This is a genomic window from Salipaludibacillus neizhouensis (assembly GCF_002886185.1).
Classification (GTDB): domain Bacteria; phylum Bacillota; class Bacilli; order Bacillales; family Salisediminibacteriaceae; genus Salipaludibacillus; species Salipaludibacillus neizhouensis.
The window spans coordinates 2033425-2046168 of sequence record NZ_KZ614146.1 but is presented as its reverse complement, the minus strand read 5'-3'; the positions used below and the strand labels follow the sequence as shown (position 1 = coordinate 2046168).

8 protein-coding genes and 4 pseudogenes are annotated in these 12744 nt (G+C 34.3%); 4 read left to right on the top strand and 8 right to left on the bottom strand.

Features of this window, described 5'->3' with window-relative positions:
* Positions 1-3: 3 nt before the first annotated feature.
* Positions 4-1140 carry a UDP-N-acetylglucosamine 2-epimerase gene (gene neuC / locus CEF18_RS09545; protein ID WP_110936249.1) on the top strand — a complete coding sequence of 379 codons (1137 nt, stop codon included), beginning with the start codon at positions 4-6 and terminating at the stop codon, positions 1138-1140.
* A gap of 522 nt (positions 1141-1662) precedes the next feature.
* Positions 1663-2805 carry a YheC/YheD family endospore coat-associated protein gene (locus tag CEF18_RS09540; protein WP_110936248.1) on the top strand — a complete coding sequence of 381 codons (1143 nt, stop codon included), beginning with the start codon at positions 1663-1665 and terminating at the stop codon, positions 2803-2805.
* A gap of 382 nt (positions 2806-3187) precedes the next feature.
* Here CEF18_RS09540 and CEF18_RS27325 read toward each other — a convergent pair.
* Together CEF18_RS27325 and CEF18_RS25870 are read right to left on the bottom strand one after the other, a co-directional pair.
* A pseudogene (locus CEF18_RS27325) lies at positions 3188-3719 on the bottom strand (transposase); the annotation flags it as partial.
* Positions 3658-3834: a hypothetical protein gene (locus CEF18_RS25870; RefSeq protein ID WP_183040916.1), complete on the bottom strand. Its 177-nt coding sequence runs from the start codon at positions 3832-3834 to the stop codon at positions 3658-3660. The gene CEF18_RS25870 and the pseudogene CEF18_RS27325, both read right to left, overlap by 62 nt.
* 207 nt (positions 3835-4041) lie before the next feature.
* Here CEF18_RS25870 and CEF18_RS09530 point away from each other — a divergent pair.
* Positions 4042-5459, top strand: a pseudogene (locus CEF18_RS09530) (IS1182 family transposase).
* Between the two features lie 89 nt (positions 5460-5548).
* On the opposite strand, the gene CEF18_RS09525 reads toward CEF18_RS09530, so the two are convergent.
* The 5 genes and pseudogenes from CEF18_RS09525 to CEF18_RS09505 form a co-directional block, all read right to left on the bottom strand.
* Entirely contained in the window at positions 5549-5821 is a 273-nt protein-coding gene (locus CEF18_RS09525) for an acylphosphatase (protein ID WP_110936247.1), read from the bottom strand.
* 113 nt (positions 5822-5934) lie between these two features.
* A complete protein-coding gene (locus CEF18_RS26430; protein WP_223292367.1) occupies positions 5935-6429 on the bottom strand; it encodes a glutamate ligase domain-containing protein in 495 nt (164 codons plus the stop codon).
* Between the two features lie 21 nt (positions 6430-6450).
* Positions 6451-7026: pseudogene (locus tag CEF18_RS26425) on the bottom strand (Mur ligase family protein); the annotation flags it as partial.
* A 169-nt stretch (positions 7027-7195) separates the two neighbouring features.
* Positions 7196-8272, bottom strand: coding sequence for a D-alanine--D-alanine ligase (gene ddlA, locus CEF18_RS09510; protein WP_407690391.1), 1077 nt, complete (start codon positions 8270-8272; stop codon positions 7196-7198).
* A gap of 93 nt (positions 8273-8365) precedes the next feature.
* The gene (locus CEF18_RS09505; RefSeq protein WP_110936244.1) at positions 8366-9685 is read right to left on the bottom strand and encodes a UDP-N-acetylmuramoyl-tripeptide--D-alanyl-D-alanine ligase; all 1320 of its coding nucleotides are present in this window, start codon (positions 9683-9685) and stop codon (positions 8366-8368) included.
* A 489-nt stretch (positions 9686-10174) separates the two neighbouring features.
* On the opposite strand from CEF18_RS09505, the pseudogene CEF18_RS27155 reads away from it, so the two are divergent.
* Positions 10175-10663, top strand: a pseudogene (locus tag CEF18_RS27155) (YheC/YheD family protein).
* Positions 10664-10987: 324 nt separating this feature from the next.
* Here the strand turns inward: CEF18_RS27155 and CEF18_RS09490 are convergent.
* Entirely contained in the window at positions 10988-12508 is a 1521-nt protein-coding gene (locus CEF18_RS09490) for a YheC/YheD family protein (protein ID WP_110936241.1), read from the bottom strand.
* Between the last annotated feature and the right edge of the window lie 236 nt (positions 12509-12744).

Sequence of the window (12744 nt, the reverse complement as noted above, 5' to 3'; positions counted from 1 at the left end):
ATTTTGGGGGAAAATAAGAAAATTTTATGTTTCACAGGAACTCGAGCAGACTATGGTATCTACAGGCCTTTCTTATTCGAAATAGAAAAATGCTCATTTTTAGATGTACAGCTTGTTGTAACAGGTATGCATCTTTTGGAGGAATACGGAAAAACAATTAATGAACTGCGAGAAGATCCTTTTTATATCCTTTCTACTCCCTCTATTTTATTGAAGGGAGATTCTAGAGGAGCAATGTCTAAGTCTATAGGGTTGGCTACAATATATTTTGCAGACATTATTGATCAAGCTGAACCTGATGCAATTCTTATTCTAGGAGATAGAGGAGAAATGTTATCCGCTGCCATATCAGCTCACTACTTAAATGTCTTGATCTTTCATCTGCATGGGGGGGAGAAGTCAGGATCTGCAGATGATGCAGTCAGGCATGCAATATCCAAGTTATCCAACTTTCATTTTGTCTCTTCATTTGAATCAAAAATCCGCTTAATTTCGATGCAAGAAAAACCTTCAAACATATTCGTTATTGGTTCTTTACGAAAACATGACATTCAAAAAATTAAAAATATGAACGACACTCAAAAACAATTCCTTAGTAAAAAATTAAAGTTATCTGGAAGTAAAAAAAAGATTTTATTTATTATGCACCCAGATTCTAAAGAAAGTACCCCTATTTCCAGTCAAATTAATACGACTTTAGCTGCTTTAAGGGAGTTTACTGAGACACAGCTCATTCTATTAGGAACTAACAGTGATGCTGGAGGGGAAGTATTTAGTAAATATATTAATGAATTTGTGGCCCAAAATAAGAATGCTACTTATTTTCATTCTCTCCCTGCAGATGAATATTTGTTTTTGTTGTCTCAGGTAAATGTATTGGTTGGTAATAGCAGTAGTGGTATTATAGAAGCGCCTTTTTTTAATCTGCCTTTTATCAATATAGGAAATAGACAAAAGAATCGGGAACACGGTGATAATGTTCTTCATGTAGACTATAATTCGTCAAATATTAAAAAGAAAATACAAAAGGCATTATCCCAAATTAATAGTCACAAAAAAAACCCTTATAATGTCGTAAATTCACCTGCTGAAGAAATGATCAAATTTATGGATACACTTTTTAACGAGCAGAATAAATGATAACAAGATAAATTTATATAGATAAGAGTTTTTTTATATTGAAGAGAAAAATGAAGGAAGAAGAAACATGACAAACCTTCGATTTCCAATATGATGTAATCGCTGATTTAAAAAGACGACTCTAAATTCATTAGTGAATTTAGAGTCGTCTTTTTATTGGTAAACATTCTGATCTAGTTTCAGCTTATGAAATTTGTATCCGTTTTACATTCACATTAAATATCAACTTCTCTATTATTGATGAAAACACCTGAATGATTAGGGCTTAGGGCAGTTACCTTTTTTGAGAACTATACGCGCTTTTATTCATAACATGTACTATTAGAAAAAGTGATTATCCCTTTAGCTCTGAAACTAACTCTCTAAGAAATAAAGCGTGAGCATAACGAGGCGACGGACGGAAGTCCATTAAAAAGTAGCAATGTTTATCTGCAACGAGTATCCGCAGGAGCAGATTTTGTTCATTCTGAGCTAGTGGGAAATCACGTTAGAAAAAGGTAGCAAGAGAAAGGAGTGGAAATCATGAATCTTTTTCGATCCCTACAACCTAAGAAAGTTAGAATAGGAGTATATATAAGCACAAAAGCTATTCACAATATATATATAAAACAAGAATATAAATTTACAGTCAGAGAGCTTGTGAGAGCGAATAATGGATTAAATAATACTGAATTATTTTTCTTTTCACGAAAAGATATAAACCTTGTGGAATTAACAATAAATGGCGTTTATTTTGATATTCAATCCGAAAAATGGCGTAGAAAAGAATACTCATACCCCGATGTATTATACAGTCGAACGCGTGAAATTAATAATAACGTAAATATGAAACTTCGTGAGAGTTTAATAAAAAATGGCGTTTACTTTTTAAATGCACGAAGCGCCTTTGACAAATGGAATGTTTACCAAGAGCTGTTAAAAGATGAAGAAGTTTCAAAATATTTACCCATTACTATGCTGTACAACCACCCAACAGATCTAAGAAAAATGTTTGCTTATAATCATTCAGTTTATATAAAACCGAGGGTAGGAAGACTAGGCAATAGTATCATTCACGTGAGGATGGTTCCTGGGCAGGGTTATGAATATAAATATTTTTCAGGAAGGTTAGTATATCGTAAGGTAAAAACATATAATGAGTTAACAAAAGTCATCAGAAGAATATTAAGAAATAAAAAAGCAATAATGCAGTCGGCGATTAATTCTATTAAAGTTAACAATAACAGGATGACAGATATGCGTGCTGAGATACAAAGAACAGGGAATGGTAAGTTAAAAGTTATAGATATTTTTTCGCGAATCGGAGCCGAAAACTCACCTATTACAAATTTACCTTCCGGTGCAGAGTTTTTTCGCTTCGATCCTTTTATTCGTTCCTATTTAAATTATTCAGAGGAAGAAGCAGACTTATTAAAACAGAAAATAGAAGTCTTTCTTAGAAAATTTCATGAAAGTATAGAAAGAATTTATGGTTCTCTAGGTGAAACTGCCATAGATTTTGCCTTAGATTCAAACCAGCAATTGTGGTTTATTGAATGTAATTCTACATCTACTAAATTAGCTTATCTAGTTGCAAAATCACCACAGCAAACTATAAGAAGCGCATTTATTAATCCTTTAGAATACTGTATTTATCTTCATAAACAAGAGAATAGAATCTTTTAAATGCACCTCTAGAAACTCCCTTCGAAGGCTTAGCATCTAATTTTACTCAACAAAAAGAGAGTTCCATATCAAAGAATCGAAAAACCCCTCTACCTAGAGGAGGGCACTGAAAAAGTCCGATAGTTAAATTGAACAGCCTGTTATTTACTCAAATTGAAAATAGCAGGCTGTTTTCTTGTCACAATAGAAAACATACACAATGTGTTATCGGATCGATTTTGAAAATTTATTCGCTTGCCGCGGGCTATGCCTTAGCCTCCTCGGGAAAAATCACGAGGCCACTGATAAAGTCAGTTTTATTGAGTGTAAACGTAAAAAAAAGTGATATAGAACTCGCTGAACCAGATTCTCGATGATTCAGGCCTATATCTCATCTTATTTCTTACTCTTTTTCGTTTTTAAGTTTCAATATTCGCTTTATATTTACCACGAATATAGTGATTGCACTCTGGATTTGCATGTTTAAAGAGACCCGAGCTTGAAGATTTTTTATACCCGTGTCGATTCTTTAATTCACTATTTTTCGCTTCGATCTTGTAGCGTTCTTTCGCGAGTTCTTTAAACGCTTCTGCTTTTTGAAACGTCGCTTGATCGAGGTGTTCAGTAGATTTGATGGTGATGGAATACGTTTTTGTTTTTGCATTTTCTTTGTAACATCCATCTCGTAATGGACAAACGCGACATTTACTGATGTTGAAGTAATGTTTTAATTATGTGGTGCGGTTCTTTCGTTTTTTGTTCGATTTTTTGGTTGCTAGATGGCCGGCCGGATACATATATAAACCGGCGTCTTTATTGAAGATAAATTCATCTTCTTTTACTCTTTTTCCATGTGTAATCACCGGATGTCACTTAGAAACAAGGCGAAACTTGGAGTTCTTCGCAAACGTTAAATTCTCGTGACCGGAATAGGACAAATGAAAAGTCTACTAATTCATTGATTTGACGGAGTTGATTATCTTTTGGAATGACTAACTCATACAACTCCATATGTGGACTCAATTTAATTTCTTCTAGATTCTGGATCATGTGACGCACCCCTTCCAACTAATATTTTAATTATAATCGAGAATATTGAGTTGGTGGAGACTTTTTCAGTGGACTCAAAAATCACCCTGCGGGGTCTGCGCCCATTGCTTTTCCCGCTGGCGTCTCAAAAATTTTAAAAATCAACTGGAGATAGGAACACAATCGAGCTTAAGGTGGGGGATTTGATGATTAGAACACCAGCATTCAATGAAATTAAGTGTTTATAACGGTTTGTATGAAGCGATTATTCCGGAGGATCATTTCTTAAGAAAAATTAATGAGCTCATCGATTTTTCATTTGTTTATGATGAACTAAAAGAAAAGTATTGCTTAGATAATGGACGGAATGCCGTCCATTATCTAAGCATGTTTAAATATCTTCTTTTGAAGACGATTTAGACACTGTCAGATCAGGATTTGATCGAACGGGTTCAAGTGGATATGTCCTTTAAATACTTTCTAGATATGGTGTCAGAAGACAGGCCAATTAACTCGAGTTCCTTAACAAAATTTCGTCGTCAGCGATTGAAAGATATGAACCTGTTGGACCTTCTGATCGAGAAAACTGTTGAAAGTGCGATTGAAAAAGAAATTATTCAATCGCTTGTATTAATCGTAGATGCCACTTACACAAAAGTACGGTATAACCAAAAGACACCTCAGGAAATATTGAGAAATCAATCGAAACAAGTACGAAAAGTGATCTACTCCATTGATGATACCATGAAAGAAAAATTCCCGAAAAAGCCTGTAGAAGATACGATCGAAGCAGCCTATACAGAGGACTTGGTAAAAATCATAGAAGATAAACCAAAGCTTGTTACATATCCGAAAGTAAAAGAGCCTCTTAACCTTTTAAAAGAGACCCTTGATGATGATCGTCATTTTATAAGAGAATCGGAAGATTCGGATGCCAGAGTCGGTCATAAATCCAAGAATTCTTCTTTCTTTGGGTATAAGACTCATCTTGCGATGAGTGACGAACGGATCATCACTGGAGCAACGATCACAACGGGAGAAAAGAATGATGGCAAAGAACTGAAAACTTTAATCGAAAAAAGTCAAAAGGCGGGCATGGTTGTTGAATCCGTTGTTGGAGATGCAGCTTATTCAGAAAAAAAATATCTACTACACAAGTCAACATGGTATAAAGCTCGTCGCAAAACTCAAACCGGCTGTACTAGGGACGAGAAAAAAAGAAGATGAATTTGAATTTAATAAAGATGCTGGAAAGTATGTATGTCCTGCAGGACATTTAGCGATTCGCAAAGCACGTATCGGTAAAAAAGGGACTGTGAAAAACCAAACCGATACCTATTATTTCGAAGTTGAAAAATGTAAACGATGTCCATTGCAAGAGGGATGCTATAAACCAGGGGCAAAATCAAACACATACTCTGTCTCTCTTAAATCAGAAGAACACGCCGGTTAATTGAGCCTTTCAAAACTCAGAACCTTTCAAAGAAAAATCAAAAAGCAGATACAAAATTGAAGCTAAAAATAGCGAATTAAAACATCGACACGGGTATGAGACCTCCTCATCTTTAGCACCCTTGCCAGTAGCACCTACACGTCATTCATGGGTACTACTGGAGTTGGTGCTAACCGAGCTTCTACGTCGATGATCAAGGTGCTTGTGCTTTTGTTCATATACTTAACAAGTTTTCGACCATGTTAAGGCTCAATACATAAGAATTTAATTTGTAGCATAACATTAATACCTTACTATAAACTTCCGATAACTATTTATGTCATCAGATTTGAATAACTTTATTCGATTAACTTCTGATTTTTTAGAACCCTTTTTTACTGCCCTAATAAAACTTCTCATTTTTACGGGCGAACCTTGAGCAACTATTTCAACGGTGCCATTGTCTTTATTACAAATCCATCCTTTGATCTGATATAGAATAGCCTTTCTGCGAGTGTAGCGGCGAAAGCCTACTCCCTGAACTTTTCCATAAACTATGAGATGACATCTTTCCATATTGTATAACCCCTTGCCTTTAAAATGAAATCCATAATTAGTAAACGAAAAACGGAATTTTTTCTTTTAACGATCATGATAATGAAGGGGGGGAGGTGCATTTTCCTACTTCATTATTTGTGTTTAATCAATAGTTGCACAGTTTTACCCATTTTCATTTTATTCGAACCTTTTATTAAAATGGTGGTTTGCGATTCTGAGGCAATCTTTCTTAATAAATGATAGTGTAAGGCTCGTTTATCGGTAAAATGGTATGCGTTCTGTTTAGGAAAACCGTATTCTATTGCACTATCCTTTATCCATTGAGCGTCTTTCCCATAGGTATATAAGTGCTGTATATCTCGTTCAACAATATATTTCCCTACTTCTTTGTGTCCTTTAACGCGATAAGCACCCAATCGAGTCATGCTCCCTAAAACAGCTACTTTATTGCTGCCTTTTCCAATGTGTGATAAAACATCAATAGCCGATTTCACAGCATGAGGGTTTGCGCTATAGGAATCATCTATAATGGTTATACCAGACCTAATACGCCTGATGTTTAAACGTCTTTTTAGTTTTCGATATTTTTTTAACCCTGTATTGATTTCAGTATGTGAAAACCCCAAATAATGGTTGACAGCAATGGCAAATATAGCATTATAAATATTGTGTTCACCATAAATAGGAATCTGAAATTTTTGTGATTTTCGGTCTAATATTAGCTGAAAAGACATGCCTTTTTTCGTATATTCAATATTAGTGGCACGATAATTGGCCTTTTCATGATGAATACCTACCGTTATCATTGTTCCTTTAAATTTTTGCGTATGAAGTAATTTTGAATTAGAGTCGTCGGCATTCACTAACAATGTTCCATTAGACGTGATTCCTTTAATTAATTCTGATTTTGCTCTGGCTAATCCTTCCACGCGACCTCCAAAATTCCCAATATGCGCACTACCTACATTGGTGATTACACCTATATTTGGACGAATATAACGCAAGTGTGATCTAATGTGTCCATGTCTACTCATTCCGAATTCGACAACCATAGCCTTATGTGATGGATTTATTCGTTAGGCGTGCAGTTTCGTATTTGGTATCGTATTTTTATTCCTTATGGTTTTAACAATTTTCCACCTTTGTTGTAAGATAGAAGAAATCATTTCTTTTGTTGTTGATTTTCCTGCACTACCTGATATTGCTATAATCGGACGAGTCATCAATTTTCCCCCTTAGGACGATTTATTGAGTGAGCTAACTTTGGAATAACTTCATGTACTGTATGTGTATGTGGATGAAGGCAATGAGTATAGGGGGATATCACGCAAAAACATTTTTAGGAGCGAATATATAATGGTGAAAGGCGGATCCTATTCTAATATAATCGTGTTAAATGCTTATTTGGTGTCTTTCGATCGCTAAACTAATTAACGTATTAATAAGTTCTTTATATTGTATTCCGCTAACTTCCCATAATTTTGGATACATACTTTGTTTTGTAAATCCTGGTAGTGTATTAATCTCATTGATAATTAATTTTTGATTTTGGGTTAAAAAGAAGTCTATCCTGGCCAATCCTTCACAATGTAAGACCTTAAAAGCTTTAATTGCTTTCTCTTTGATCTCTTGAATGACAATATCCTCAAGTACAGCAGGAATAGTTAATTGAGCTCCTTTTTCATCTATATATTTTGCATCATAAGAGTAAAATGTATTTTGGGTTAGAATTTCTCCTGGTAAGGATGAAATTGGCTCATCATTCCCTAACACAGCGCATTCTATTTCTCTTCCAACTATCGCTTCTTCGACTATGATTTTTTGATCATAACAAAATGCATGGTTGATTCCCTGATAAAATTCTTCTTTTGACTCGACTTTACTGACTCCCACTGATGACCCATGGTTAGCAGGTTTAATAAACATAGGTGTTCCTAGCTTCTTTTTTACTTTCTTGAAGGCGATCGTATCTTTCATTTTTCTTGTAAATGTCAAGGAATGGGCTACTCTTAGTCCAGCATCGGAGAGCAGCCGTTTTGCAACATCTTTATCCATACTAACAGCAGACGCTAAAACACCGGGCCCGACAAATGGTATATTAGCAAATCGAAGTAGTCCTTGCATACTGCCATCTTCGCCTAAACCTCCATGCACTAAAGGAAATATGACATCAATTTTTCCTAATGAAGCACCACTGGGTAATTCTAGAAACTGATTACTCAATTCTCCAGGTACAAGTGCAATGCTCTTGTCTGATTTTTTTAATTCTATTAAATTTGGGTTATTGTTATTTAAGAGACATGTGTCTAAATTATCATAAAGGTTCCATTTTCCTTCTTTATCAATTCCAATTAGTAGAATCTCATATTTATCTTTATCGATGGCTTCAAAGACACTCTTTGCTGACTGCAAAGAAACCTGATGTTCCGGTGACTTGCCTCCAAAAAGTAACCCAACTTTTAGTTTCATAATTAACCCCCTCATAAATGTAGTCCTACAGAAACCGATATCGTTAAGGGTCTAACGTGTCTCATTTTGATTCGGTTCAAATGACAAGTATCCTTATGTCGCATTACATGATGGACATGGCATAATGGTTTTTGTCCCTTTAATATACATATTCTCACCCTGGCATATTTCACATTCATCAATTACTTTCTCAACAGGTTTTTCCTTTTCCTTAAAAACAACCACGTTTTTTTTTACAATACTCTTTGGTGATTGCGGAGACATTTTTGTTGGTAAATCAACTTTATGTTTCAACCGTGTCTTTCGATTGTATTTAAGACTGTATCTTGCTAAAAATCCGGCTGTGTCTTTCATTTTCATACGGTGTGATCCTTTTACTAAAATGACACTATTAGGTGTGACATGAATTTTTAACATATTGTGTAATTGTATACGGTTGGTAAATGAGTGTATGCTTTTAGGAGGGTATCCAGCAGCAATAGCCGCACGTCTTATCGCCCTCGCTTTTTTTCCAAACACGAAAATTCTATGAATTCCTTTTTTTGCTAAATATCTTCCTACTTCTTGATGTCCTCTAGTAGAATACTTTCCTAATTCAAGCATACTTCCTACCACTATTATTTTATTTTTACCCTTGCCAAGTTTTACTAGTACATCAGTCGCTGCTTTTACTGATTGCGGATTGGCATTAAACGTATCATCTATTAAAAGAGATTTCTTAGGCAGAGGAATAACATTTAACCTACGAGCCGGGGCTTTGTACTTTCTTAGCCCTACTCTTATTTTGGATGGAGAAAAACGTAGTCGATGGGCTATAGCAATTGCAAACAATGCATTGATCACATTATGGTCCCCGAATGTTGGAATAAAAAAGCTTTCTAACTTTCTATTTAAAGGAACTTGAAAAGTCATACCATTTTTTAAATATTTAATATTTCTGGCTTGGTAATTTGCTTTATTTTTTATACCTACTGTCACGAGCTTGCCTTTAAATTTCTGCGTAGTTAGCAATTTTGAATTTTGGTCATCTTGATTTATCAACAGTGTTCCTTTAGGATTCATATATTTAATCATGGAAGATTTTGCATTAGCGGTTGCTTTTATACTATTTCCTAGTCTTCCATAATGAGCTGTCCCGACATTAGTTATGACTCCAATATTAGGTTTAATATAACGAAAATGATGTTTTCCTGCTGCTCTGCCTAAGCCCATTTCTAAAATAACTGCTTTATGAGAAGGTCTAATCCTTTGGACATTCTCCTTTGTATGACGAGGTAAATTACGATTCCCACGCGTTTTCAATACATGTTTCCATCTGGTTTTAAAAATAGCGTAAATAAATGCGGTGGTTGTTGACTTTCCAGCACTCCCTGTCACTCCAATCGCTGGAATTCTAGGAACAATTGATGCCATAAGTTTCCCTCCTAGGAAGAGTTATATTATTTTTCTATCAGTACTTCATATTATTATTGAAAAGATAGTTTGTGCAATGAATGGCCCAGTTTGTCGTTAAAAAGACCTTATTACTTTTTCTTATTATCATATTGCGATTACATTTTTATGAATAATTAAAGGCGTCTTTCCCGTGGCAGTTAATAATCTTCCCGTTGATAAATTCTGCGAAATGGTGTATCGGTAAGCCATTGACTGTTTTTGATAGGATCCTTTTCCATTAAAAATATACCCAGGTCCAAATATATCAAAAAGAGTGTATAGGGGCTTCAAAGCAAACTCCCTTCTTAAATTTTTTCTTGCGACATTTAATACTCTATTCTTTTCCTCTTCAGATGTATCCGGCATTGTCCTATTTTTATAAAAATGAGTCACTTATACAATCATTTATGTAAAAAACTCATATAACCATAGTATAAGAAACATTCATGTGGGGAGGGATTAATAGATATGAATAGAAAGTGTAAATTGGATAAACACAAACTCTTAATCAAGAATAAGAACCTAGCACCCCACTTCCCTGAATCGGTAAAAGTAAATAAAAAGCCAATCGACTTTCGCTATATCGTTCAGCGGAGAGGAACGAAAACGAAGTGGGTAATTACAGGAACATATGGAGAAATAGCGCGAGCTGGATTTATTATTACAAATTTGAAAAAAGGAGCCCGTGTAGTTACCGTGAGAGAAGCCCTTTAAAAGTCAAATGTTAAAGATTCAGCTATAAACAAAATCATATCCGATTTGAACTGGCTGACTTTAAACGCTACAAAATGTTTAACTTTATCATTTCCAAAACAAACCATTTTGGGGTTCGACTTTGGCGAAGATAGAAATGGGAAAGTTTGGGTCATTGAAGTGAACGGGACTCCTAAAGTTGAAGGATTTCGTTTTTTAAATGATTTAAGAATGTATCAAACGATTAAGAAGTATGAAGCATAAGTGGGTTTGTCTAAGAACAAAAACGCAAGCGCCTAAGATAGCAATGTTTATCTGCGACGAGCTAGACGGCACTCTTCACTCTAAAAGCTATCCGTCATTCATAAATCCATAATTTCCGAAACGATGAAAAAATTAGCACCTATGCTAGTGGTTTAGGTGCTAACGTCCAGAAGTGACTTGCTTGAAAAAAATCTGCTAATAAATACCATCACAGAAATCTAAGTGACAGTAAAAAAAGTGGGACAATCTAGGCAAGAAACTTATATAAGGGTTATTATAATCGCTTGATACAGTCAGAAACCGAAAACATGCTTCATTAACAAACTAATCAAAAGAGACTAAGCCTTGTGTTTTAATATCATTAGCTAAAGTAGGACCCACACCTTTGATGTTTTGCAAGTCGTCGTACGATTTAAATGGGTGTGACTCACGCATAGCAATAATTTGCTTTGCCCTAGCCGGACCGATGCGATGTATTTTCTGGAGAGGTCCCAATGTTGCTGAGTTTATTAAAATTTTTCCTGTGATACTGGAAGAAGTTAATTGCTCTAGTAAAACAGATTTACTAAGGATAGTTTCCATGGTTTTACTGGATTGTTTTATTTTGCTTATAGGTTCTTGATCTTTCATTCGTTCCTTTTGTAACAAATTGTTATTAGAAACAGGTGAATTAACCAAAAAAGGCTTTTTAATTTTATTGGATGCCAAAAAGAGAGCATATTTAATCGGCATAACATATAGATCTTTAGTTAATTTAGGATCATTTATTCGTTCCACAATTTTTCTTTGTGGATTACCATTTACTTCTATAAGCCATGGATTTCCTTGTTCGTCTAAACCAAAATCAACACTCAGTTCGCCCAAATGACCTATTTTCTTTTCAATTTCATGAGCAATTTGTACACTTAAGGTTTTCATGGTTTTTAATATAATAACAGACAGGTTGTTATTACGTTCAAGGATGTTAATAAAGCTTTTTATTTCTGTTGACAAATTAGTAATGTATGAAGTGGGATGGGCAACTCTACTAAGCCCGCCAGTAACTATCCATTTTCCTTGCTCATTTTTTTGCACGTACATCCGGATATCATAGATCTTTTGATCGGTTTGATCCAGAGGAATAAACTTTTGTACTAAAAACCTTTCTTTTTTTATTAAATCATCGATACCTTTTGTGAAATTTTGGGGGTTTGAAGTATTTATTATTGCTGCGTCTAAAAACGCTTCATCATTTATTAATGCATGAAGTTTCTGTATATTTATTTTATTAGTTTCACCTACTGATTTTTCGGTGTGAAAATGGTTTAGATTATCTTTGGATATTTGCTCATTAATATTTTTCCTGTTTATATTAATGAATAATTTAAATTTATTATTATCAGTCTGTTCAATCAAGTAAACACGTCTTCCAAAGTTTCCTATACATGGTTTAAGAATAAGTTTTCTGTACTTTGATAGTAGGTCTAATAAATTGCTATTGTGAAATAGATGCGTATTTGGTAAATAACTTCCTACAGAACTATTTTGTAATATTTGATGAATTCTCCATTTGTCAAATCTCGTAATACAATTAAATACTTTTCCTTTACCAATAACTTCGTCTAATTTGGTCACCAAATGCTGTTTTATAGAATAACACCGATTATAGATTACGGAAGGGAAGGGACAATTTTTTTTTTTCCATTTGGTGCCGTCGAATACTAAACCATCAATTCTTTTATTTGTCCAATTTATTCCTTTAGAGTTAAATATTAATAAATGAACGTTTAATGGCTTCGTCATCTCATAATATCGTAACCTTGTAGGGTTTCTCACTAAGATACCAATTAAAGGTTTTTTAGCCATAGACAATCAACACCTCGAATTTTGTTAATCTATATTTTACTGTAAATAGAAAATTACTCAATTTGATAATGTTTATATAGTGATCTTATAAGCTAATGCTTTAGGATACTAAATAAATGGGTTGCTATTGCAACATTTTTCCTGAACATTATTCTTTGGACTTTAACCATCTTATGCATTTTTATAAACGTTGCTTGGTTCTTTGACTAGTTGGAGTGATTATTAGGCTATTAAAT